Annotated in this window: 22 protein-coding genes and 2 tRNA genes; 15 read left to right on the forward strand and 9 right to left on the reverse strand. The window is 67.3% G+C overall.

Translation table 11 applies throughout. The annotated features are described in order from the left end of the window. The first annotated feature begins 39 nt into the window (after positions 1–39). From ACGFJ2_RS22795 to ACGFJ2_RS22820, 6 genes are all read left to right on the forward strand, one after another. Complete coding sequence (locus ACGFJ2_RS22795; protein ID WP_393471224.1) at positions 40–588, forward strand: hypothetical protein; 549 nt, start codon at positions 40–42, stop codon at positions 586–588. Positions 589–729: 141 nt separating this feature from the next. After that, on the forward strand, positions 730–2,043 hold the full coding sequence (locus ACGFJ2_RS22800; RefSeq protein ID WP_393471227.1) for a family 43 glycosylhydrolase: 1,314 nt from the start codon (positions 730–732) through the stop codon (positions 2,041–2,043). Positions 2,044–2,169: 126 nt separating this feature from the next. After that, positions 2,170–3,075: an alpha/beta fold hydrolase gene (locus ACGFJ2_RS22805; RefSeq protein WP_393471230.1), complete on the forward strand. Its 906-nt coding sequence runs from the start codon at positions 2,170–2,172 to the stop codon at positions 3,073–3,075. A 183-nt stretch (positions 3,076–3,258) separates the two neighbouring features. Continuing rightward, positions 3,259–3,792: a pyridoxamine 5'-phosphate oxidase family protein gene (locus ACGFJ2_RS22810; protein WP_393471233.1), complete on the forward strand. Its 534-nt coding sequence runs from the start codon at positions 3,259–3,261 to the stop codon at positions 3,790–3,792. Further along, positions 3,789–6,317, forward strand: a complete 2,529-nt coding sequence (locus tag ACGFJ2_RS22815) for an excinuclease ABC subunit UvrA (protein WP_393471237.1) — start codon at positions 3,789–3,791, stop codon at positions 6,315–6,317. The genes ACGFJ2_RS22810 and ACGFJ2_RS22815 overlap by 4 nt, the downstream gene beginning before the upstream one ends. A 120-nt stretch (positions 6,318–6,437) precedes the next feature. After that, entirely contained in the window at positions 6,438–7,841 is a 1,404-nt protein-coding gene (locus ACGFJ2_RS22820; protein WP_393471240.1) for a M1 family metallopeptidase, read from the forward strand. Here ACGFJ2_RS22820 and ACGFJ2_RS22825 read toward each other — a convergent pair. Then, entirely contained in the window at positions 7,813–8,046 is a 234-nt protein-coding gene (locus ACGFJ2_RS22825; RefSeq protein ID WP_358192782.1) for a hypothetical protein, read from the reverse strand. The two genes, ACGFJ2_RS22820 and ACGFJ2_RS22825, sit on opposite strands and share 29 nt — an antisense overlap. Positions 8,047–8,652: 606 nt before the next feature. Here ACGFJ2_RS22825 and ACGFJ2_RS22830 point away from each other — a divergent pair. Next, positions 8,653–9,312 carry a DUF998 domain-containing protein gene (locus ACGFJ2_RS22830; RefSeq protein ID WP_358192773.1) on the forward strand — a complete coding sequence of 220 codons (660 nt, stop codon included), beginning with the start codon at positions 8,653–8,655 and terminating at the stop codon, positions 9,310–9,312. Positions 9,313–9,436: 124 nt separating this feature from the next. Beyond that, positions 9,437–10,108 carry a DNA alkylation repair protein gene (locus ACGFJ2_RS22835; protein ID WP_393471244.1) on the forward strand — a complete coding sequence of 224 codons (672 nt, stop codon included), beginning with the start codon at positions 9,437–9,439 and terminating at the stop codon, positions 10,106–10,108. A gap of 148 nt (positions 10,109–10,256) precedes the next feature. Here the strand turns inward: ACGFJ2_RS22835 and ACGFJ2_RS22840 are convergent, their stop codons facing one another. From ACGFJ2_RS22840 to ACGFJ2_RS22855, 4 genes are all read right to left on the reverse strand, one after another. Continuing rightward, positions 10,257–11,849 carry a sulfatase gene (locus ACGFJ2_RS22840; protein ID WP_393471247.1) on the reverse strand — a complete coding sequence of 531 codons (1,593 nt, stop codon included), beginning with the start codon at positions 11,847–11,849 and terminating at the stop codon, positions 10,257–10,259. A gap of 339 nt (positions 11,850–12,188) precedes the next feature. Next, positions 12,189–12,938 carry an RNA polymerase sigma factor gene (locus ACGFJ2_RS22845; RefSeq protein WP_393471250.1) on the reverse strand — a complete coding sequence of 250 codons (750 nt, stop codon included), beginning with the start codon at positions 12,936–12,938 and terminating at the stop codon, positions 12,189–12,191. A 491-nt stretch (positions 12,939–13,429) separates the two neighbouring features. After that, on the reverse strand, positions 13,430–13,606 hold the full coding sequence (locus ACGFJ2_RS22850) for a hypothetical protein (RefSeq protein WP_357939546.1): 177 nt from the start codon (positions 13,604–13,606) through the stop codon (positions 13,430–13,432). A gap of 377 nt (positions 13,607–13,983) precedes the next feature. After that, complete coding sequence (locus ACGFJ2_RS22855; RefSeq protein ID WP_357653769.1) at positions 13,984–14,184, reverse strand: hypothetical protein; 201 nt, start codon at positions 14,182–14,184, stop codon at positions 13,984–13,986. A 370-nt stretch (positions 14,185–14,554) separates the two neighbouring features. Between ACGFJ2_RS22855 and ACGFJ2_RS22860 the strand changes: the two genes are divergently transcribed. The 4 genes from ACGFJ2_RS22860 to ACGFJ2_RS22875 are packed head-to-tail and all read left to right on the forward strand — an operon-like array spanning position 14,555 to position 17,898. After that, the gene (locus ACGFJ2_RS22860; RefSeq protein WP_393471254.1) at positions 14,555–14,953 is read left to right on the forward strand and encodes a DUF5994 family protein; all 399 of its coding nucleotides are present in this window, start codon (positions 14,555–14,557) and stop codon (positions 14,951–14,953) included. A 58-nt stretch (positions 14,954–15,011) separates the two neighbouring features. Beyond that, a complete protein-coding gene (locus tag ACGFJ2_RS22865) occupies positions 15,012–15,317 on the forward strand; it encodes a circadian clock KaiB family protein (RefSeq protein ID WP_357653770.1) in 306 nt (101 codons plus the stop codon). Then, positions 15,317–16,843 carry a circadian clock protein KaiC gene (gene kaiC, locus ACGFJ2_RS22870; RefSeq protein WP_393471432.1) on the forward strand — a complete coding sequence of 509 codons (1,527 nt, stop codon included), beginning with the start codon at positions 15,317–15,319 and terminating at the stop codon, positions 16,841–16,843. Before ACGFJ2_RS22865 ends, kaiC begins: the two co-directional genes overlap by 1 nt. Continuing rightward, on the forward strand, positions 16,843–17,898 hold the full coding sequence (locus ACGFJ2_RS22875; RefSeq protein WP_393471257.1) for an ATP-binding protein: 1,056 nt from the start codon (positions 16,843–16,845) through the stop codon (positions 17,896–17,898). The genes kaiC and ACGFJ2_RS22875 overlap by 1 nt, the downstream gene beginning before the upstream one ends. A gap of 915 nt (positions 17,899–18,813) precedes the next feature. Here ACGFJ2_RS22875 and ACGFJ2_RS22880 read toward each other — a convergent pair. Together ACGFJ2_RS22880 and ACGFJ2_RS22885 are read right to left on the reverse strand one after the other, a co-directional pair. After that, positions 18,814–18,889: transfer RNA gene (locus tag ACGFJ2_RS22880), tRNA-Lys, on the reverse strand. 59 nt (positions 18,890–18,948) lie between these two features. Continuing rightward, positions 18,949–20,103, reverse strand: a complete 1,155-nt coding sequence (locus ACGFJ2_RS22885; RefSeq protein ID WP_358192651.1) for an acyl-CoA dehydrogenase family protein — start codon at positions 20,101–20,103, stop codon at positions 18,949–18,951. 91 nt (positions 20,104–20,194) lie between these two features. Between ACGFJ2_RS22885 and ACGFJ2_RS22890 the strand changes: the two genes are divergently transcribed. Next, entirely contained in the window at positions 20,195–20,494 is a 300-nt protein-coding gene (locus tag ACGFJ2_RS22890; protein ID WP_357939564.1) for a PspC domain-containing protein, read from the forward strand. Here the strand turns inward: ACGFJ2_RS22890 and ACGFJ2_RS22895 are convergent, their stop codons facing one another. After that, positions 20,495–21,760 carry an MFS transporter gene (locus ACGFJ2_RS22895; protein ID WP_393471261.1) on the reverse strand — a complete coding sequence of 422 codons (1,266 nt, stop codon included), beginning with the start codon at positions 21,758–21,760 and terminating at the stop codon, positions 20,495–20,497. It lies immediately after the preceding gene. Between the two features lie 109 nt (positions 21,761–21,869). Then, positions 21,870–22,220, reverse strand: a complete 351-nt coding sequence (locus ACGFJ2_RS22900) for a metallopeptidase family protein (RefSeq protein WP_393471264.1) — start codon at positions 22,218–22,220, stop codon at positions 21,870–21,872. 51 nt (positions 22,221–22,271) lie between these two features. Between ACGFJ2_RS22900 and ACGFJ2_RS22905 the strand changes: the two genes are divergently transcribed. Continuing rightward, complete coding sequence (locus ACGFJ2_RS22905; protein WP_393471267.1) at positions 22,272–23,816, forward strand: metallophosphoesterase; 1,545 nt, start codon at positions 22,272–22,274, stop codon at positions 23,814–23,816. Then, a tRNA-Glu gene (locus ACGFJ2_RS22910) sits at positions 23,817–23,889 on the forward strand. The last annotated feature ends 35 nt before the right edge of the window (positions 23,890–23,924 follow it).

The following is a 23,924-nucleotide window of genomic DNA, read 5'->3' on the forward strand; positions in this document are numbered from 1 at the left end:
GCGGGCGGAGGAGCAGGCTCGCGCCTGAACTGGACGGCAGTGAGCGCTCTGGCGGCCGCGATCGCCGCCGTGGTCGCGCTGGCCGCGTACCTGGCGCCGCCGACCCCGCCGCAGCAACCCCAACCCCAGGCCCAGCCCGATACCGTGGCCCCCACCCCGGCCCCGGAGTCATCGTCACCAGAACCGGTCAAAACCCGGCACGCACGACGGACCCCGAAACCATCGCCCGAGTCCAGCACGCCCGAACCACCGAGCCCCACGCGAGAGGCCCCGGTTTCCTCTTCACCGCTGTCAGCGGTCCGGCCCGGCGGCTGCGACGAGGCGGCGGCGGCGCTGACCGCATACCGCCGGAACGCCGGGACCGTCCGCAGCAGTCAGACGGCCGCGGCTCAGCAGACGTACAGCGACCTGATGGGTGCGGCCTTCCACGCGGAAGGAGTGGTGGGGGCGAAGATCACTCTGCTGGCCCGCGAATTCCAGGAACTGAACTTTCGCCTGACCGGCATGACCGGCGGCGATCCCAACCAGGTGATCGCGGATATCAACACAGACGCCGCGGAGCTCAACAGGCTGTGCGAATCCCCCTGAGGCTGCTCGACCGGGTGCTGTGACCTACCTGCGCGATCACCGATTAATTTTTCCGGGTTATTGACGATATATCGCCATCTGGGAAAACTCACCCGCAAGCTGCGCACCGAACGGACCGCGCTGATGCGGAGGACCTAACTGATGACTGATTCCACCAACGGATTGACCGTCGGCCGACGCTCCCTGCTGGCGGGAGCCGCCGGCCTTCTGGGAACGGCGGCACTGCCCGCGACCGCCGCGCAGGCGAGCACCTCGATGAAGCGATACCCGTCGAACTGGCCCGACCTCGAGCCCTACGGCCTCGCCGACACCCGGCTCGACCTGTGGCCGCGCGAGGACAACTCCCTCATCCTCCCGCTGGAACTCCGCCCCCGTGACAAGGAGCTCGGCCGGGTCTGGATGCGGGACACGTACGTCAACTGTTTCGTGGTGAAGGGTCGTCCGATCTACGTCGCCACCGGCACCACCCGGGCGCCCGGGGTCGCGGCCGCCGCCCCGTGGAACGACGGCATCTTCATGTGGGTGTCCCCGTCCCTGCGCGGGCCGTGGAAGCTGGCCGACACCACCGGCATCCGCCCCGGCGCCGAGAAGGGCAAGGTCTGGTCGCCCGAGTTCGTCGACGAGAACCGGCCAGGCCGCATGGTGGTCGCTCCGTGGCAGGAGTACTGGACCGACGACCAGTTCGGCAAGCGCGGCGATGTCTGGGCGCCGGAGGTGCACTACTTCCGCGGCAAGTGGTACATCGTCGCCTGCATGGGTGACCACGCGCACAAGGTCGGCTCGTTCATGCTCGTGAGCGAGGGCGGGCCCGAAGGCCCGTACCGGCTGGTCCAGGGCAACCACGACAAGCCCTTCGGCGACCCCGTCACCGGCGGGCCGAGCTTCATCCTGCCCGGCGCCTACCACCACATCGACGGCAGCCTCTACTCCGAGGGCGACGACGCCTGGCTGGTGCTGCACAACCACCTGTACGCGAAGTTCCGGGACGACATGGAGGACATCGTCCCGACCACCAACCTCCCGCAGTTCCAGCAGACGCCCTACTCGCCCGAGCCGTATCTCGAAGGCGCGTACGTGTTCAAGTACGGGGGCAAGTACTTCCTGCTCCAGGCCGCCTGGAACCGGACCTCGACCAACGCCGACGGCAGCACCCGGTACGCCTACGACCCACCCGGCACCGGTCGCGCGCAGTACCACTACGACGCGGTAGTCGCCGTCTCGGACACCTTCGAGGGACCGTACTCGAAGCGGTGGACCGTGGGTGTCGGCGCCGGCCACAACAACTTCTTCGTGGACCACAACGGCAAGCTGTGGGCGACGTTCTTCCGCAACCCCAGGTTCGGCTACTGGGCCGACCCGTCACGCGTCGGCGACACGGCGGTGCCCGGGATCGTGCGGGTGGAATGGACGGGACCGAAGGGCAACCGCCTGTACGTCCAGCGCCGGAACCACTGACCTGTCCCCCGAGCGAGCTACCGGCGAATGTCCTCCGTGCGGTGACGATTCCGCACCCGTCGACTCCATAACGTTACGGCGTGGCACGGCACCGCGGCCACTTCCGATTTCGCACTGGAGGACATCATGCCCCGCAAGCTCAAGGCAGCCGTTGTGGCCGCACTGTGCGTCACCGTGATCGGGGCGGGGGTCACCGGCTGCGACGAGGACTCGATGGACAACTGGGACCCACTCGCCCCCGTGACCCACAAAGCCGACACCGGCCGGATCTCCGGAACCAAGAAGATCAATGTTGACGGCCGGTCGGTGAACGTGTCCTGTTCGGGCGACCCGGCGAAGGGCAAGCCCGTCATCGTGCTGATGCACGGAGGAGGTGACGGGCTGGACAAGATGGCCGCTCTCCAGAAGACGCTGAGCGAGAAGAACCAGGTCTGCAGCTACGACCGGCTCGGCGCGGGCGCCAGCGACCAGCCGGACGGCCCGCAGGACTTCGCCGGCACCGGGAAGATCCTCACCGGCGTGCTCGACCGGGTCGCCGGTGACGGCCCGGTCGTCCTGGCGGGGCACTCGCTGGGCGGACTGATCGCCGCCAGATACGCCCCCGACCATCAGGACAGAGTCAAAGGGCTGGTCCTGATGGACGCCACGCCACCCACGATGGTGCACGACATCACGAAGGCGATCCCCGAGTCCGCCAAGGGCCCGGCAGCCGAGGTACGCGCGCAGAACCTCGCGATATTCCAGGGACAGAACCCGGAGAAGCTCGTCATCACCGATGGAAAGGCGCGCTCCGCCGGAAACATCCCGGTGGAGGTGATCCAGCACGGCAAGCGGTACCTCGCGGCCATCCCCACATACGGGCCGCGCCTGGAGCAGGCGTGGTCCGCGGGACAGCGCAAGTGGCTCGCGCTGTCCAGCCGCAGCAAGCTGAGCACGGCCACCGGCAGCGGCCACTACATCTACGTCGACCAGCCTGACGTCGCCGTCCAGGCCATCCAGCGCGTCACCTCGGCCGCGGAAGACAGCGCCTGAGCCCAGATCCACCGGATTCCCGCAACGGTGCCGCGGAACCAGGTTGCTACTCGTCGATCCAGGTGATGTCCGCGCAAGCGATGAAAAACATGACACAAGATGTCGGCTTTTGGGACGAGCATGGCTTCGCCGGCCGGCGCTGATGGAGGACGTGGGCCGCGCCCGACATAGATGAGGACAGCAATGCGCGAAACCCGAGAAGAGCTCAAAGAGCTGCAGGTCCTACTGGATTCTTCTCTCTCCGTTTCCACCTCGCATCTCCGCTCGATCATCAGTACCGAGCGCACGCTGACCGCGGAGCAGCTCACCGGCGTCCTCACCGGGATGTGCACCCTGGCCCTGTCCACCGTGACGGCCAAGGGCGAGCCGCGGATCAGCGGAGTGGACGGGCACTTCCTGCACGGCAAGTGGCACTTCGGCACGGCGCGCAAGGCCGCCAAGGCCCGCCATCTGGCCGCCCGCCCCGCCGTCAGCGCCGCGCACATGCGCGGTGAGGACCTGGGCGTGTTCACGCACGGCACGGTGGAGATCCTCAACCCCTTCGGTGGCGAGCCGGCCGAGGACTGGCCGGACCTGCTCGCCTACTTCAAGGACTTCTATGGCGGCGACTTCTTCGACTGGGACAACGAAGTGGTCTACTACCGGCTGCATCCGCACTGGATGACCGCCTACGCTCCCGACGTCGCCAAGGTCACTGCGCGGGTGAACGAAAGTTGACGGCATTCGTACGGGGCGTCGAGGGTATGGGGCGCGAGACCATCGACGTGGTGGGGGCTCGTACCAACAACCTGCGGGACGTGTCGGTGAGCATCCCCAAAGGGCGGATCGTCGCGTTCACGGGAGTGAGCGGCAGTGGCAAGACCTCGTTGGCCATCGACACTCTGCACAATGAGGCCCAGCTGCGGTATCTGGAGGGGCTTTCGCCGTTCGTACGGCAGTACATCACCCAGCGCAATCGACCGAAGGTCGACCGCATCCTGGGACTCGGCGCGACGCTCGCGGTCGATCAGCGTCGCCTGAACCGCAACCCCCGCTCCACGGTCGCGACGATCACCGGCATCGACGGGCACCTGGGGCTGTTGTACTCGCGCCTTCCCGGGATCGGCGCGGACCCGGCGGCGGAGAGTGTGGACGGGCATTTGACGACCGCTCACTTCGACCGCAACACGCCGGAAGGGAGCTGCGCGGACTGCCATGGGGTGGGCGGGCGCTGGCAGGCGCAGGAGGACCTGGTCATCACCCACCCGGAGCTGCCGCTGTTCGAGGGGGCCTCGCCCTGGTACGCGAAGTGGCGGTCGGGAGAGCACGCGTTCGTACCGGCGCTTGCCGACAAGCGGGGCGTGGACCTCGGCCGGCCGTGGCAGTCGCTGCCTGAGGAGTTCCGTCACTGCGTGCTGTACGGCACGGGTGACGAGAAGATCGAGGCGACCGTTGACATGACGAACAAGAATGAGACGGCCCAGGTGACCTACACCTTGAGCGAGCCGCTGCGGGGGGCGCTCGCCGAGGTGGAGCGGGTGTTCATGAACGCCCAGACCTCCAGTGCCAAGCAGCGCTACCTGCCGTACATGCGCAAGCGGCCCTGTGGCACCTGCGGTGGCAGCGGGTACGACCAGGTGGCCCTGGCCGTGCGGCTCGGCGGGCTGACCTATCCCGACCTGCTCGAGGTGGAAGTACGGGAGGTTCACAGGTGGGTGAGGCGCGTGGCGGACGACCTGGGCTCCCGCCAGCGCGAGGTGGGTGAGCCGCTGCTGCAGGACCTGGGCCGCAGGCTCGGCATCCTTGACCGGCTCGGCCTGGCCCATCTCCAGCCGGCCCGGAGCGCGGCGACGCTGTCCGGGGGTGAGTTGCAGCGGACCCGGCTCGCCGCGCAGCTCAGCACTGAGCTGAGCGGCATCATCTTCGTCCTGGACGAGCCCGGGGCCGGGCTGCATCCGGCGGACAAGGCACACCTGCTCGACATCGCCCTGGAAGTGCGCGCGGCCGGCAACACGGTGCTCCTTGTCGAGCACGACCCTGAGCTGATCGCCCGGGCCGACTGGGTGATCGATATGGGGCCGGGCGCGGGCCGTCTCGGCGGTGAGGTTCTGGTGTCGGGGCCGCCCGCCGACGCGGCCGCCCACCCGAAGTCGCTGACCGGGCGCTATCTGGCCGGTGAAGGGCCGCGGCTGCGCCGGACCCGCCGCCCGGCCGGGGACGACACCGGCTGGGTGGAGCTGCACGGCCTGCGTGTGCACAACGTGACCGCGGACCTGGTGCGTTTCCCCGCCGGTCGGCTCACCTGCCTGACCGGGGTGAGCGGCAGCGGCAAGAGCAGCCTGCTAGGCGTGCTCGGGACGAGCGTGGAGGCCGCCCTCAACGGGGCCGTGACCGACACGGTGCGGGAGGTGACCGGCTTCGAGGGATTCGGCTGGGTCGCCGTCGTCGATCAGGAACCGCTCGGGCGGACGCCGCGGTCGAACCCCGCTACGTATAGCAAGGCATTCGACATCGTCCGCAAGCTGTTCGCCGAAACCGACATGGCGCGCGAGCACGGGGTCAGTGCCTCCTGGTTCAGCTTCAACACCGCGGGTGGCGGCCGCTGCGAGACCTGCACCGGTTATGGCCGCAAGCTGGTTGACATGCACTTTCTGCCGGATGTGTGGGTCGTCTGCGACGCGTGCGAAGGGCGGCGCTACAAGCCGGAGGCCTTGGAAATCAGGTATCAGGGGCTGGCCATCGACCAGGTACTGGAGCTGACCGTCGCCGAGGCCGTGGCGCGGTTCCGCGAGCCCCGGCAGCTCACGGAGACGCTGGAATCCTTGAACCAGGTCGGACTCGGCTATCTCCAACTCGGCCAGAGCGCCACCGAGTTGTCCGGCGGCGAGGCACAGCGGCTGAAACTGGCGTCCGCGATCCAGCGCGGTGCCGCGAGCCGCAAAGCCGGCCTCGTCGTTCTCGACGAGCCCGTCTCAGGCCTGCACCCGTCCGACATCCAGCGTGTGGTGGATGCGCTCGATGTGTTGCTCGACTCGGGCAACACCGTAGTCGTGGCCGAACATGACATCCCGGTCGCCGCGTCCGCGGACTGGGTGATCGACCTGGGGCCGGGAGCCGGTCCGGACGGGGGTGCGGTGGTCGCGGAGGGCACCCCGGACGCCGTCGCGACGGCGGACACCCCGACAGCCGGCTTCTTCCGCCGGTACGCGGCGGGCCTGCCGCTCCTGGAGATGCGAGAAGTCGTTTCGGCGCCTTGTTCGTGAGCGTGGGGTCGTGGGCCGTGGTAGCGATGGTCGTCGACGCGGGTGCCGAATTTTGGGTCCGGACAAGTTCCGGTTTTTCCTTCACTCTCGGGCTAATGACCTACCCCACGGAGGCTTGCGATGGTGCTTGCCCAGATCGCTCGCTGGACCGCCGCTCTCAGCATGGCGGCGGCCATGACCTTCGCAGCCGCCCCATCCGCTGCCGCGGCCGCGCCGCCCGACTTCCGGCCAGGTGCGCCCGGTCTCGGTGACCCCTACTTCCCCCTGGAGGGAAACGGCGGGTACGACGCCCAGCACTACTCCCTCAACCTGGGCTACGACCCTGCCACCAAGGTGCTCAGGGGGACGGTGCACATGCTGGCTCGAGCCACCCAGGACCTGTCCAGCTTCGATCTGGACTTCCAGCAGCTCACGGTGAGGTCGGTCACGGTCAACGGCCGCCAGGCCGCGTACGTGCGCGACGGCCAGGAGCTGATCGTTACGCCCGGGTCGGGCCTGCGGCGTCAGAGCGTGTTCGACGTAGGCGTCACCTACGACGGCATCCCGCAGCCGCTCGGCGGCCCGATCGTGTTCGGCCTGCCGTACGGGTGGATCGCCACGGAGGACGGTGTGCTGGTCGCCTGCGAGCCGAACGCGGCCAGCACCTGGTTCCCCTCCAATGACCACCCGAGCGACAAGGCGACCTACTCCATCTCGGTGACCGTCCCGAAGGGGCTCACCGCCGCGGCCAACGGTGTGCTGGCGGCGCAGGTCACCCACGGTGACACGACGACCTTCCTGTGGAACGAGCTGCGTCCGATGGCGTCGTACCTGGTCACAGCTACGATCGGCCGGTTCGACGTGCAGAAGGGCAGGACCCCGGACGGCCTGCGCGAATGGGTCGCCACCGATCCGACCGTGCCTGGTACCGAGGTCGTCTTCCAGCAGACCGCCGACATCACCGACTACTGGAGCGAACTGTTCGGGCGCTACCCGTTCGAGGAGACGGGCGCGATCGTGGACAACGTCCCGATCGTCGGCTTCTCACTGGAGAATCAGACCAAGCCGCTGTACTCCGCCGTCCGCAGCGAGACCACGGTCGCGCACGAGCTGTCCCATCAGTGGTTCGGCGACAGCGTTTCGGTGCGGACCTGGCAGCACATCTGGCTCAACGAGGGCTTTGCCACCTTCGCCCAGCGCTACTGGACTGAGCACACCGGCGGCGAGACCGTCCAGGCGTGGTTCGACCGGCAGTACGCCACCAGGCCGGAGTCGTTCTGGCTGTCGAAGGTGGCCGACCCGCAGCGCGACACCATGTTCGACACCGCCGTCTACAACCGTGGCGGCATGACGCTCCAGGCGCTGCGCGTGAAGATCGGCGACGAACCCTTCTTCCGGCTGCTGCGGACGTGGGCGGCCGATCATCGCTACGGCCTAGCCGACACTGATGAGTTCATCACGCTCGCGGAGAAGATCTCCGGCCGGGACCTGACCGACTTCTTCAACGTCTGGCTGTTCACCCCGAGCAAGCCCGTGACGTGGTGACGACGTTCTGCTGAGCCTCTGAACAGTCCTTGCCCTCCGCGATCTCGCTCAGTACCTGCGCTGCGGCCAGCTCGTCTCGCGCGGCGAGCTGGTCGAAACCGTTGACGGCGGGATAGGCGTAGGGGCCCAGGGACCCGATGAGGATCGCGCCGATGACGAGGATGCCCATCAGCACAGGGATGACCGGGTCGTACGAGCCCAGCACGTCGTACCCCAGGCCGAGGAGCCACGGTCCGAAAGCGGTGCTTAGCAGGAACGCGGCCTGGACCGCGCCGAGCGGTTGAACGATACGCCCGCGGAGATCGTCACTGAACTCGGCGAGACCCTGCGGCAGACCCCGATGGGTGTCGCCCTCAGCGGCGACACGACCCAGTACACCGGGCCGGCGCGCAGCGCGGACGGTAACGGAGCGTTAAGCCGCATGCCTGCCCCACCGTACGGGCGGAACGCTCCCGCCGAGGCCCGTATCAACCATAATAAGACTTGACTTATATAAGTACTGAGTGAAATTGTTGGCCCCGTTCACGCACTCGACGTGCTCGGCGGCGCGGTCGGCACCCCGGCGCCTGGACGCGCTGGCACCGAACTCGCGAGCGCCGCCACCCGCTTGACGAGACGCCCCCGCTTGACGAGACGCCGCCCGCGGAGGAACGACCAGGCTCGAACGACGAGGAGGAAGAAGAGGAATGATCGACATCGTCAACCAGATCAACGCCACCCACCGAGAGATCGGCAACCAGCCGGTCGCCGCCGGGGACGGCGACAGATGACCCGCCGCGCGGTGAATCGTCCCGTTCTCAGAGAAGTACCGATGACCGACGACCTCACTGGCGGGGCGACGCGGACGCTGCTGGGCTGCGGCATCGTCGCCGGCCCGCTCTACATCGTCGTGGTGCTGCTGCAGATGCTCACCAGGGACGGGTTCGACATCAGCCGGTACCCGGCCAGCATGCTGAGCAACGGTGACCAGGGATGGATTCAGATCGCCAACTTCGCGGTCAGCGGCTTGCTGTTCGTGGCGGGAGCGGTCGGCCTGCACCGGACACGCGGTCCGGCGGGCTGGGGAGGTATCTGGGGGCCTCGGCTGGTCGGTGTCTTCGGCGCCGGGATGGTCGCCGCCGCCTTCTTCTCCGCCGACCCCGCCGATGGCTTCCCGCCTGGGACGCCCCTCGGCCCGCCCACGAGCATGAGCACGCACGGGATGGTGCACTTCCTCGTCTCCGGGGTCGCCTTTGTCGCGCTGATCGCCGCGTGTTTCGCGTTCGGCCGACGGTTCGCGGCGGCCGGCCGCCGCGGCTGGGCCGCCTTCAGTACGGTGACCGGCGCGCTCTTCCTGGCAGCCTGGATCTCGATCTTCGCGTCGCAGGGCTCACGGGTGGCCAATGTCGCCTTCGCCCTCGCCATCGCGCTCGTCCTGGCATGGACATCGCTCCTGGCGGCGCAACGGCTGACTACCGGCTGCTCGGAGTGAAGGCAAGGGTCAGGGCGCGAAGATGCGGGATCCCGTGTCGGTGGCTGCCGCCGAACCAGCATGTACGGTACGAAGCCGCCTCCCGTCTAGGCTGAATCTCGCACGTGACGGACAGGAGGCTGAGGTGGCCGAGACGACGCTGGGCCAGGTGATGGCCGAGCTGGCCGGGTTGGAGGACCCGAAGGCACGCGAGGTGAACGAGAGGCACGGTGACGATCACGGTGTGAACCTCGGCAAGCTGCGCGCGCTCGCCAAGCGGCTGAAGACGCAGCAGGAACTCGCGTGCCGGCTCTGGGAGACGGATGACACCGCGGCGAAACTGCTGGCGATCCTGATCTGCCGCCCGAAAGCATTCGAGCGTGACGAACTGGACGGCATGCTGCGCAAGGCGCGCACACCCAAGGTGCACGACTGGCTCGTGAACTACGTGGTGAAGAAGAACCCGCACGCCGAAGAGCTGCGCCTGGCCTGGTTCGCCGATCCGGACCCGGTGGCCGCGAGCGCCGGCTGGGCGCTGACCGCCGAACGCGTGACGAAGCAACCCGAGGGACTCGACCTCGCGGGACTGCTCGATGTCATCGAGGCGGAGATGAAAGACGCCCCGGATCGCCTGCAGTGGGCGATGAACAACTGCCTGGCTCAGATCGGGATCGAGCACGCCGAGCACCGCGCCCGTGCGATCGACATCGGTGCGCGCCTGGAAGTGCTCAAGGACTACCCCACTTCCCCAGGCTGTACGTCTCCGTTCGCGCCCATCTGGATCAACGAGATGGTGGGCCGGCAGCACGACAAGTAGGGAGGGCTTACACGCCTCGTTCACACGCAGCCCCCACGAGAACCTGCAGGTGCTGTCCGTCATCGGAACACAGACGCTTCGCTGACGCCCAGAGGCGCCCGGCCAGGGGCGGCGGATGTCGCGCTGCCCCTGGCCGGGTTTGCCCAGGTCAGAGGCGGGCCGCGGTCCAACAGTCCGGGGCGCCCGCCTGGCCGCACTTCGCCAGTGCGTCGAGGACCTTGGCCAGGTCGGCGGTCCTGGCGTTGTCGGGGTCGTTGGACTCCTGCTTCGGGTCCGACACCGTGTCGTAGTACTCGGGCTTCGACGCGCCCTCGTATTCGACGTACAGGTCCCCGGCAGTACGTACGGCCGCGTAACTGGGGGGCTGGGAGTTGCCCGCCTGGAGGGGTTCGGCGTCGGGGTCCGGCTCCGGCTCTCCGGGTGCGGCCGGGTTGGGTTTGACGTGCTCGATCAGGGCCGACTTACGCCAGTCCTCGACCTTGTCGCCCTGGATGAGCGGCAGCAGGCTGCGGCCGTCACGGCTGTCGCGGGTGGCGGCGCCGATGCCGGCCATGTCGAGGAAGGTCGCGAACAGGTCGACGTTCTGGGCGATGGCGCTGGTCACGAGGTCGCCGTGCCGTCCCGCTGTAGGACGCTTGACCAGCAGCGGCACGCGCACATCGTGGTCGTAGGCGGTGCTCTTGCCGCGTACCAGGCGGTGCTGGCCGAGGTGGAAGCCATTGTCGCTGGTGAACACCACGTACGTGTCGCGCTTCTCGGCGGCCGTCAGCGTGCCCAGGACGCGGGCCACCATGTCGTCCACCGACTGCACCATGCGGATCCGGTCGCGGAAGTCCGTACGCAACTGCTTGACCAGCGCGGGAGCGAGCGGCTCGCGGCGTACCCAGGAGGGCTTGTCGGCGGTGTCCTCGTCGAACGCGGGCAGCTTGCTCACATCGATGTCGTCGCAGTCGGGCCCGCCGCAGTCGCCGTTCGGGAACTCCCCGGCCGGGAACTGGGTCTTGGGCCGGTCGCGGCGGGCGGGCGGGAAGCGCGGCTCCTTTTCGCCCGGCTTGACGTTGAGCCTGGCGTGCGGCGCGAACGGCGCGACCTGCAGGAAGAACGGCTTGCCCGGGGCGCGCTCGCGGGAACGTGCGATGAAGTCCGTAGCCCGCTTGCCGAGCAGGTCCACCAAGTACGTGCCGTCGGAGGAGTCCAGGCCGGGCGTCTCCCCCTTCACATAGTTGGTGAGCTGGTACTTGAACTCGCCGTAGCCGGAGCCGGCCGCCACGTGCCACTCGTCCCAGCCTGTCGGCACGTGATAGTCGGTGCCCGTCACTGGGTACTCGTTGATGTACTTGCCGAGATAGCCGGTACGGTATCCGGCCTTTTCCAGCGAAGCGGCGTACGTTCTGGGCTCGTGCGGCGCGAACGCCTTGTAGCCGCCGCGGTCGGAGTTCAGGTTGGTGGCCACGCCGGTGTTGTGCGGGAACTGGCCGGTGAACATCGAGGCGCGCGACGGGCAGCACAACGAGTTCGACACGTAGTAGTTGGTGAACGTGGTGCCGTCGTCGGCCAGGCCGCGCACGGTGTCCATGTACGGCAGCAAGTCGGCGGACATGTCGTCCACCAGGAAGAAGATGATGTTCGGCCGCTGGGGCTTGGCGGCCGCGGCCGTCCCCGTACCTGCCTGGGAAACCAGGCTCAGGCTGAGGACGAGCGCTAAGGCCACCGCCAAGGCTCTGCGGGTACGTCGGGTCATCGTCGTGACCGCCTTCTTGACAACTCGGGAAAACTGAGGGTGAAATGCACGTTAATAGCCCTCGATGCGATGGATCAACCGATCGATCCTGAAAACTTCCTGGCAAGCGCGCCGAAGTAAAACCAGGCAAAGATGACCCGAATCTGCCCCGCATCGAAAATGCGGTTCTGTGAAACCCCTGGCCAAGAGGGCTTTTGACGGTTAGGGCGTCCGGGACTCGAACCCGGAATCTACGGATTGAAAGTCGTCGGCTTTTATATCGGGCCTTGTCGGACAGAATTCAATGCCAAGACCATGGCGATGCCCCGACGGGGAGTTCCGCAGGCCGAACGGCCCAGCTCATAGATGGCGTCGGCTTCCCAGATCGTAATCCTGGGTGTGCCCGTCACACCGGTGAGCCAATACATGACCAGGTCCTCGGCCCAGCGCCGGTGGACCGACGGAAGCGGTACGCGGTTCGCGACCGCGGAGAGGATCGCGGCGGGCGCGCTCGGTGTTGATCGCGCCCTGATCCAGGTGCCGATGATGGCCGACCAGCGGAAGAACTGTGGCCAGTTGCCAGCGGGCGTCACTCAGCCGGCTGCGTACGGTGCCGACCGGGATCCCGCACAGCGTGGCGATCTCCGCGTAGGAGTTGCGGACAGTGAAGTAGCGGAGCATCGCCACCGGCAGTGTCGCGGGCGTCAGCTGCCGTAGACCGTGCCAGACCAAGTCACGCAGGGCGCTGCGTTCGATGGCCGCGACCGGGTCGTCGAGGAACGAGGCGATCAGGTCGGCGCCGGCCGACTCGACCAGGCCGGGCAGGCGGTTGCGCAGGATCATCCGGCAGTTGTTGCGGACGATGGCGTGCAGCCATGGGCGGACCTTGGACGGATCACGCAGGTTGCCGATGCGTGAGAGCGCGGTGACCGCGGCGTCCTGGCAGGCGTCGTCGGCATCCGGTCCCGCGCCCAGGACCCCGACCGCCACCGCCCGCATCCCGGGGTACTCATGCTGAAGAAGGCGGGCGAGCCCCTCAGGGTCACCCTGTTGAGCCGCACGGACGAAAGGCTCCATGTCGGCGACCGGTTCTGAGCTGACCAAAATCATGGCGGCGACGGCATCGACGGCCAGTGGAAACTTTCTTCCTCGCGATCCGAACTTCTCGCCCCACCTCTGTCAGCCGAGGCCGGCCAGGAACGTCTCCGCGCGGCGGGCGAACAGGTGGGCTCCACGCGCGGTTGAGAGCTCGCGCGCCTTTTCACCCGCGGACCGGTCGCGTCTTGGGCGGTGGTCACGTTGAGATCTTCTACGCGGAGGTACCAATCCCCGGCATTGACGTTGACCACGACGGGGGTTTCGTCGGGCAGGCCGGTGAGGTAGTCGAGGAGTTGGCGGACGGTGAGCATAGGCGCAGGGTGGCATGGATTGCGCACCTGCGTACACCCCGCCCGATCATCCCGTCTGCCGTCGACCCTCGCGAAGGGGAAGCGGGCCAGGGCCCCGTGGCCCTGGTCTGCTCGGCTTGTCCCGGGTCGATGGCGGGCGGGATGATCAGGCTTCCACCTCGGCCATCTACGGCCATCCGGTCTACGCGGCGATCATCCCGGAGCCGGAGCGCCCCCGCCGGAGGCGGGCCCTTTACGCTGCTCCTGGTAGAACTCAGTCGCGTCCCGCATGCTGCACTCGAACAGTTGCATGGTGAGCTGAATGCTTCGGATGATCTGCTCATGGGCGATGAGGTCGTCAAGCTGGGCTAGCTGCTCCTCGTCGGTCATGGCGGCATCCTGGCAGGCGGCGGCGTGTCGGCGGTCGGTGAGTTGGCTGGGTGTGGCGCGGTGTGACTACGGCGATGCCCGCGCGGCGCCCGCGCCGTGACCGGCCTCCAGGCCGCAGCGCGGCGTGGCGCATCACGGGCCTGGACCGCGTTGCCGTGCCGACCGGCGTCACGGTGAACATGGGCTCGCTGGACGCGAAAACGACCCCGGCGTGTTCGCGCCGGGGCCGCCCCTTCCAGGCCGTTGCACATGAGAGTGCACGACCTTCATACAACACTACAGCCGACCGAACCCGATTCCTCGTCAATCGAGTTGCCGATTCCAGGACGGCCGCAAAGGTGCCAGGAGTGGTGTCAATCGCGGGGCCGGCTTCCCCGCTACAGGTACTGCCCCGCCTCAGCGCTGTCTGTCTTCGACACCCGCACCAAAACCACGTTGGCCAGGTTGATGACCACGCCGTTCGTCTCGGTCTCCCGGTCGTACCTAGCGCGGGTCAAAACCAGGCTGCGCTGCTCGTCAAGAGCGCGAGCGATCACCTCGAGCGCTCCCTGCTCTCCGTCGAAATCTCTACTGATCATGGAGATATCTTCACCGCTTAGTGAGTGAAATCGAATGATCAGTACGCAGTTGTCAGGCACTGTTGGCCCCTTTCACCAGAACCGGATTCAGGCAGCGGCTCAAGCCTGGGCTCTGTGCGGTCCTGCGGGCGATCTCCCCAGTGGGACAATGCCCGTCCAAGGGGCCCTCCTGGCCGCGCGCAGGTCCGAGGCTCAGCCGTAGGGCTCGCGTCCCTCCCAGACCTCCGGTTCAAGCATCCGCCGTACGGCTGACCCTCGCAACTGCGCGTGGCCACGTTGGGCCAGTGGACAGGACATCGTGGCTCCGCTCGACCGACGCGGCGGCCGAGCTCCCGGCCCTCATCGCAGCCGTCGACCAGCGCCTCGGGAGATGCCCCTCCGAGTCGGGCTCCACGTGGACGCCTGGGACGACATCCCGCACCGGATCGCGGCTCCCGGCCGGGCGGTCAGGGTGGGACGGTTCCGATCCATGGACGGCCGACTGGTCACCCTGAGCCTCAAGGGAAAGCCGGAGGTGATACCGCCACAGGCCACGGCGGCGAGGGCCGCGTTCGCAGCGACCGGCGCGAGCATGAACGGCGGGTGCTCCAAGCCGCCGGTCGACATCGACGGGCAGATAGCGGGCGGTCAGCGGGGGTATACCGGGGTTGATGGGGGCCGACTGGCGCCGGTGGGGGGCGACCGGCCGCATAGGCACCAGGCGCAAGCGGCCAGGGCCGTGATGAGCGTGTCGGCCGTCACGGGTCGGCGCGGCGAGGGGGCGTCATGAATGGGAGTCCGGCCGGGTCGGAACACGAGTTCCTGACGGCACGGCGGTGTTGACGCCGATGGCGACCTACTCGTTCAGGTTGTACGTGGTAGGGCAGACACCGCGGTCGCTGGCCGCGGTGGCGAATCTGCGGGCCCTATGTGACACCTATCTTCCCGGCTGCCATGAGATCGAGGTCATCGATGCCGCCGAACAACCGGATCTCGCGGAGGAGGAGCGGATTCTGGCCATCCCAATCGTGATCAGGACCAAGCCGCTCCCACGTTTCCGGGTTATCGGAGATCTGTCCGATCAGGCTCGGGCTGCAGCTTTGCTCGGCCTTCCTGAGGTGGGCAGATCGTCCCCAGAAGGGCAGGCGCAATGATGGGCAGTGCCACGGTCGGGCGGACACCGACCGGTATCAATGGCTTCGACGACATCGCCCTCGGGGGGCTTCCTGCCGGTCGGTCCACCCTCGTGGCCGGCACGACCGGCACCGGGAAGACGCTGTTCTGCCTGGAGTTCCTCGCCCGGGGCATCGCCGGTTTCGGTGACCCCGGCGTGTTCGTCGCCTTCGACGAGACACCTGAGAACCTCCGCCGCAACGTCGGCTCCCTGGGCTTCGACATCGCACGCTGGGAGGCCGAGGGAAAGTGGACGTTCGTCGACGCCTCGCCGGAGGCCGGTGAGCAGACGCCCACCGTGGGGACGTACGACCTGGGCGCGCTGATGGCCCGCGTCGATCGCGCCGTGCGTCAGATCGGCGCCAAACGGGTCTCCTTGGATTCGCTCGGCGCGGTCTTCATGCGTTTCGACGATCGGGAACTCATTCGCCGTGAGTTGTATCGGCTCGCCCGGGTCTTGGAGTCGCTCGAGGTCACATCGGTCCTGACCGCCGAACGCGACGCAGAATACAACCACATTACCCGGCAAGGCATAGAGGAGTTCGTATTCGATAACGTCATGATCATGCGGAACGTCATGCGGGACGAAAGACGACACCGGACGATCGAGATTGTCAAGTTCCGCGGCACCACTCACCGCACCGGGGAGTGGTTGTTCACCATCGACCCGAATGACGGACTGGTCATCATCCCGGTCGCGTTCCTCGTGCCACGTGACCGGGCATCGCAGGAGCGGGTCTCTACCGGGAACATCGAGCTGGACGCCATGGTGGGCGGTGGTGTCTTCCGGGACGCGGTCGTCCTGCTCATCGGGTCGTACGGCGGCGGAAAGACCCTGGCGGCTCTGCAGTTCGCCGATGCCGCGTTCCGGGCGGGCGAACGCTGCCTTTTCCATGCCTTCGACGAGACTCGCGGGCAACTCGGCCGCAACGCCGCTGGCTGGGGTCTGGACTTGGACGTCATGGAGGCGTCGGGACTGCTCCGAGTAACTGCCACGTACCCGGAAGTGGCCTCAGTGGAGGATCATTTCCTGCGTATCAGGAGGGACACCGCGGACTTTGCCCCGGCTCGGCTCATCATCGACGGTCTCTCCGCCCTTGAGCGGAGAGCGACGCCGCGGACACTGCTGGATTTCGTCATCGCACTGGGCGGGGTCGTGCGGCAGCACGAGATCACGACCCTGTTCACCTCCGCACCGACCGGCGGGGGAACGTCGATGTTCACAGCGCCGATCATGGACGTCGCCAGCATCGCCGACGTGACGATCCTACTGCCCTACATCGAAGGAGCGGGTGTGGTCCGGCGTGCCATCGCCGTCCTGCAGACGCGCGGCTCGGCACATGACCACACCATCCGGCAGGTCGCCATCGACGGTGCCGGTATGCACATCGGTGACCCCTATACCGAAGCCTTCCACATGCTCTCCGACGCCGTCGTACTGCCACGCCACCCGGAGTGGCCGACCGACCCAGACCGCGCAACGGCCGGGGACCAGGATGAGAGCTGATGGGTGAGCCCCGCGACAGCGCGGAGAGGCCGAACACCGAACCGGTGCGCCTCTCCGATCCCGGGCGCGACGCCGGACGTATGGTCATGGCGGCGCTGGCGGACGGGATCGTCGGGGTCGACGAGGACGGTGTGATCCGGATCTGCAACCCCGCCGCCGAGGAACTGCTCGGCCGGCCGTCGGACGAACTCATCGGCACCCCGTTCGGTTACCCGGTCGTCAACGGCGAATCGACCGAGATCGACCTGATGCTGCCCGGCGGCCAGACGCGAGTGGTCGAGATGCGCGCCACCACCGCGACGGTGGCAGGAGAACACCTGTACGTCGCCGCGTTGCGCGACGTCACTCTCCGGCGCGAGGCCGAACAGCAGCTCGAAGCAGAACTCGAACGCCACAGCAGGGTGATCGCCGTGGTCGCCCATGAAGTCCGCAACCCGCTGGCGGGGATCGGCCTGTTGGTGGACATGCTGCGTGAGCCCGAGGAGAGCTTTTCCGACGAGGAGCGTGCCGACGTCCTCGACCGCATCGCGGTTCGCACGGCGAATCTCCAGGCACTGGTCAAGAAGCTGCTCACCGTGGCGAAGATCGATGCGAACGCCGTGCGGGTCTCTGTGGAGCCGGTGCCGGTGCTGGAGGTGATCCTCGAACGGCTGGCCGAGTTCGCCGATCGGCCCAAGGACGTGTACGTGTCGTGCGATCCCCAAGTCCGGGCTCTGGTGGATCGTAGCGAGTTGTCAGAGATGTTGATCAACTATCTGGAGAACGCCTTCCGATACGGAGCCCCGCCGTTCGAGGTACGGGTAGCCGAGCAGCCCGACGGCGTGGAGATCCGGGTGTGCGACAACGGGCCCGGCGTGTCCGAAGAGTTCCGGCCGAGCCTGTTCGAGCGGTTCAGCCGTGAATCGCGCACCCAGCGGGAGACCGAGGGCTCGGGGTTGGGTCTGTGGATCGTCCAAAGCCTGGCCCAGGCCAACGGTGGCGACACCTACTTCGAACCAGGCGAACAAGGAGGCGCTTGCTTTTGCCTGCGTCTACCCCAGGCACCGCCGTTCTGAGCGTTCGCCTGTGGGTGCCAAGAACTCGGCCACCCTATGCAACCTGCGCGTATTCGTGGATCAGCCCGCCAAGGCGGACACGTCGGATGACCTTGATATCGTCCTCGTTCCCGGCCCTCATGGAGCAGATCCTCACCGACGCCCGATATCCAGATGGTGCTCACCGGCGTTCGCATGTCTCGTATGAACTCGGTCATGGAGCGGTGGGTGCAGTCTGCCTGCTCTGGAATGAATGCCACTTACGGCATGCTCATCTGCATGGATGGCGTTTTCGGCAGGCGCACAGCTCCCGGGCCGCGAGGAGTTCGATACGTCGGCCGCCCGTGTAATGCTGGTATCTGCGGGGAAAGCGCCTTGATCAAGTCTTGATGTGATAGCAGGCGAAACCCGGATCGGGCTGCCCGGCAGGGCTTCCGGCTTGGTGTTCTCTTGGCCTTCCTGTAGGTCTGGCCTGAAAAACGGGCCCCGCCGCGTCACCGTGCGCCTGGACGGCATCACCGCCCGCGTCATGGACGAACAGCGCCTCCTGCTGCGCGCCGTGCCCTGCCCGCTCCCGCTCGCCGAATGCGTCACCCTGCGCAACGCCCGCCCGCCGGACCACCACCCACCTCGCCGACCGAACCCGTCACCGTCCAGTGAGTGGTCTGCAGCCGCGGCCACTTCCAGATCGTCGGCCAGAAGATCCAGGTCGGCCGGATCCACGCCCGCAAAAACCTGGACGTGACCGTGGACGACACCCACATCACCATCCACGACAACGGCGAACCCATCCGCGTCGTCCCCGAACCACCACCCAGGAGATCGCCCGGATCAAGTCCACAGCGCATACTAAGACACCAGCGGGGTTCCGGCCTCTTGGCTGTAAAAGGTGGCTGTACGACCTCGTCCAACAAGATCGAAGATAAGTGTTTTTCCTGGTAGGGCGCCCGGGGCTCGAACCCGGAACCTACGGATTAAAAGTCCGCAGCTCTGCCAATTGAGCTAACGCCCCCTAGCAACAGCACAAGGGTACAGAGATTACCGCCCCCCACGCGACGCCCTTAAGCCCCCTCACCGGTAAGCCGGGAGCCCCGTCAGCGCTTCCCCCAGCACCAGCGTGTGGATCTCCTGGGTGCCTTCGTAGGTGAGCACGCTCTCCAGGTTGTTCATGTGCCTGATCACAGGGTACTCCAGCGTGATCCCGTTCCCGCCCAAGATCGTCCTGGCCTGACGGGCGATGTCCAGCGCCGCCCGTACGTTGGCCAGTTTGCCGAAGCTGATCTGCCGGGGCTCCAGCTTCCCCGCGTCCTTCAGCTCGCCCAGGTGCAGGGCCGTCAGGCCCGCCTGTGCCGTTCCGACGTACATCCACGCCAGCTTTTCCTGGGTCAGCTGGAAGGCGCCGATCGGCTTGTCGAACTGCACGCGCGTCTTCGCGTACGAGACCGCCGCCTCCAGGCAGGCGCGGGCGGCGCCCACTACGCCCCAGATGATGCCGAAGCGGGCCTCTGAGAGGCAGGAGAGCGGGCCTTTCAGGCCGGAGACTTCCGGGAGTACGGCCGAGGCGGGCAGGCGTACGTCGTCGAAGTACAGGGACGAGGTGACCGAGGCCCTAAGGGACATCTTCTTGTGGATCTCAGGGGCGGAGAAGCCCGGCGTATCGGTCGGTACGACGAAGCCGCGGATGCCTTCGTCCGTCTGTGCCCACACGACGGCGACGTCGGCGATGGAGCCGTTGGTGATCCACATCTTGGAGCCGTTCAGGATCCAGTCGGAGCCGTCTCGCTTGGCGTACGTGCGCATGTTGGCGGGATCGGAGCCGTGGTCGGGCTCGGTCAGGCCGAAACAGCCGATCGCCTCACCGGCGGCCATCCGGGGCAGCCATTGCTCTTTCTGCTCGGAAGACCCATAACGCCAGATGGGGAACATGGCCAGCGACCCCTGAACCGACACGAAGGACCGCAGACCCGAGTCTCCGGCTTCGAGCTCGCGGCAGGCCACACCGTACGAGATGGCGTCCGTGCCGGCGCAGCCGTAGCCCTCGAGGTGCATGCCGAGCAGGCCGAGCGAGCCGAGTGCGGGCGCGAGCTCGCGTGCGGGGAAGGTGCCCTGCTCGAACCAGTCGCCGACGTACGGCAGGACGCGGTCGTCGACGAAGGACCTGACGGTGTCGCGGATCAGCCGCTGCTCGCCGTTGAGCCGGTCGTCCAGGCGCAGCAGGTCGTCCATCGAGCGTCCTTCCGTCACGTAAGGGCCTACCAGGGTTCTACCAGGGGGAATCCTGATGTGCGAACGCCGGGTCGCCGGGCAGTCTTGAGACATGAGCGAATACAACGTCAAGCAGCTTCGTCGGACCAACAACGGCCGCGTCATCGCGGGTGTCTGCTCGGGCCTCGGGGAGTACCTGGGCATCGACGCCAACCTGATCAGGATCGGCCTGGCGGTCGTCACGCTGTTCGGTGGGCTCGGAGTCGGCGTGTACGCCGTCGGCTGGCTGCTCATGCCGGACGAGGACCGTAACACCTCGATCGCCCAGGACCTCCTCGGCAAGCAGCAGGCCAAGTCCACCTGGCAGGACAGTACCGACTACTACCGCGGCGAGCAGAAGCCGCAGCAGTGATCAGGCGGGGGCGGGGGTCTCGACCCGGGACTCGGACCAGAGTATGGCGAGCACGGCCGCGGCCGTCACACCCGTGACGCCGGCCAGCGCGACCACCGGCTCCGGTCCGAGTTTCTCGGCGGCGAATCCGCCGATCAGGATCCCGATCCCTTGTACGGCCAGAAGCCCCGACTGCACCAGGCCGAACGCCTGGCCGCGTTGGTCGGCCGGTACGCACTGGACGAAGGCGGCATTGGCCGCAAGCTGGTACGCCCCACCCACCCCCGACAGGAACCACGCCCCCAGCACCACGGCCAACGGCGGCTGCAACGCGGTCACGACCAGCGGCAGACAGCTCAAGATGGCCAGCCACCCCATCATGCGCAATCGCCGCGGCGGCGTGACGAACCTACTGAAGAAGAACGCCCCCACCGCGGTCCCCATCGGCATCGCCGCCATCAACAGCCCGGTGACCACCGGGACCGACAGGGTGCCGGTGCTGAGCTTCGCCGCGTAGGGGACGGCCAGGCCCTCCGGCAGGATGTAGAAGCCGCAGAGCCAGGCGAAGAGCACGAGAGTGCGGAGCTTCCGATCGCCGAAGACGAGCCGGGATCCCGCCCTGACCATGGCCCACATCGACGGCCTGCCGCTGTGGTGGGCGGCCCCGGGGCGCCGATGGACGCGCGCGACCAGGATCAGCGCGGAGCCCAGGAACGTGGCCGCGTCGACCGCGAGCGCGCGATAGGGGCCGATGGCGGCGATCATCGCGCCGCCGGCCGCGAAGCCCAGCATTTGGATGCCCTGGTTCGTCATGTTCTGCAGTGCGGACCCGACGAGGTATCGGTCACCTTCGAGCACTTCGGGCAGCAGCGCCGCGCGCGCGGCCGAGAAGGGCGCGCTGAGCAGCACCACGAGGAACACCAGCCCGCACAGCACGGGGAACGGCACCCCCGGCAGTGCCATCACGCTCACCAGCGCCGCGCGGATCAGGTCGCACGTGATCATGACGCCCCTGCGCGCGAACCGGTCGGCGAGGCCGGCCAGCAGCGGGCCGCCGAGGATCGTCGGCAGGTAGGTCAGCGCGTAGACGGCCGCGGTCGCGAGCGGGGATCGCGTGCGGTCGTAGACGAGCACGGCCAGCGCCACCTGGGCGAGTTGGTCACCGAGCAGGGACAGGCTCTGGCCGTACCAGAGCGCGCGGAACTCCCTGATGGCGATGACCTCGCCGTATGTGACTTGGCGCGGGAGGGCACGGCGATGCCGTCCCAGCAGCCGTCGCGTCCGCATGGCCCCCATTGGACTCCGCTGTGCCTGACTCAGAGTGTTCGCTATGTCACCTAAGGTGCCCGATCATTTGACAGGCCGCAACCCAAAGCAGCCAACCCATTGCGAACGGTTACCAGCCTAGTTCATGGAGCCGCGCGTCATCGATGCCGAAGTGGTGCCCGACCTCGTGCACGACCGTTATGCGCACTTCGTCGATCACGTCGGCCTCGGTATCGCAAATCTGACATATCGGATTGCGGTAGATCTCAATGCGGTCGGGCAAGACTGCGGAGTACCAGTCGCCGCGCTCTGTGAGGGGGATTCCGGTGTACAGGCCCAGGAGGTTGGGTTCGGGCGCATCGTCGACCACCGTGACGACGACATTGCTCATCACCCGGGTCAGACCTGGGGGAATCACGTCCAACGCCTCGGCTACGAGCTCCTCGAACCTCTCCCGCGAAACCTCAATCACGCTTGCCATTCTGCCTCGCAGGTTGGGTAAGCAAGAAACTGTATGAAGTTCGCTGACAGATTGAAGACAGTCCTCCAGTCGCGGGTGTCCAGGGTCGTGGCCGTGCTCATCGTGGCCGCCGTGGGCGCCTGGCTCGGCATCTTCCTCAGCGGCACCGTCAGGGCTCAGGTCGGTCCGGTAGAGACGGGTATGTCGCTCCGACCCGCCTGGAACGGCGAGACGATCGTGGACGCCAGCCCGCTGGGCACGCTCACGTTCCGCACCCATGACGCGCCGCTCCGGCTCCGCATCTCCCTCGAGAACATCGACCAGGAACGCGCCAAGACGATCATCGAGGACCCACGCCTGGCGGACCGGCTACCGGAGATCATCGAACGCGACCTGCTCGACGGTGTCCGCGCGCTGCTGATCCGCTCGCTGCTGTGCGCGGGGGCGGGGGCGCTGATCGCGAGCCTGCTGGTGTTCAGGCGCCCCAGAGTGGCGCTGCTGGGCCTGCTGGTCACCTCGGTGGCACTCGCCGGCACCAGCGCGCTGGCTGCGCTCACGTTCCGCCCCAATTCGCTCGTGGAGCCCAGATACTCGGGGCTGGTCGCCGCCGCGCCGTCGCTGGTGGGCAGCGCGGAGTCGATCGTGACGAAGTTCGAGTCGTACCGGTCGCAACTCACCAAGCTGGTCACGAACGTCTCCAAGCTGTACGACACGGTGTCGACGCTGCCGTTGTACGACGCGGACCCCAGATCCATCCGCGTCCTCCACGTCTCGGACATCCACATCAACCCGATCGCCTGGAACGTCATCCGCTCCCTGAAGGACCAGTTCAAGGTCGACATGATCATCGACACCGGCGATATCTCCGACCATGGCACGAAGACCGAGAACAAGTTCGTCGATGAGATCGGCACCCTGGGCGTCCCGTACGTCTACGTCCGCGGCAACCACGACTCGATGATCACCCAGAAAGCGGTCGCCAAGCAGAAGAACGCCGTAGTCCTGGACGACAAGACCCAGAAGGTGGCAGGCCTGAACATCTACGGCCTCGGCGACCCCCGCTTCACCCCCGACAAGACCGTCGCCGTGGACTCGGACCCGGCCGTTCTGGCCCAGTTCGGCCGCTCGCGTGTGCCGCGGATGGGGAAACCGGACGTGGTCGCCGTCCACGACCCGGAGGTCGGCCGTGGCTTCTCCGGCGCCACACCGATCATCCTCGCGGGCCACACCCACGAACGGTCGACGACCGTGCTGCCCTCGGGCACCCGCCTCCTGGTCCAGGGCTCCACGGGCGGCGCCGGCCTGCGCGCCCTCGAACACCCCCAGCCGACCCCCGTACAGGCCTCGGTCATGTACTTCGACAAGGAGACCAGACGCCTGCAGGCCTGGGACGACATCACGCTCGGCGGCCTCGGCGAGCAGTCGGTGTACATCCAGCGTCACGTGGAGCGTGACCCGGGACGTATGATTTCTCCAGAGCCAACGACCGCCCCGTCGCCAACGGGATCGATCACTGGCACGACGTCGCCGGCCGCTGGTCCGCCACTTTGGCATCAAGGGCAATCGTCCCCTATGCTTCAGAGGTCTCCAACGGAAGACGACAGGGAAAGTTCCTGAGCCCCCATCGTCTAGCGGCCTAGGACACCGCCCTTTCAAGGCGGCGGCACGGGTTCGAATCCCGTTGGGGGCACGGCGAAGCGCCTGGCGCACCGCAAAACGGTTGGT

Source organism: Nonomuraea sp. NPDC049028 (assembly GCF_043197735.1).
GTDB lineage: Bacteria > Actinomycetota > Actinomycetes > Streptosporangiales > Streptosporangiaceae > Nonomuraea.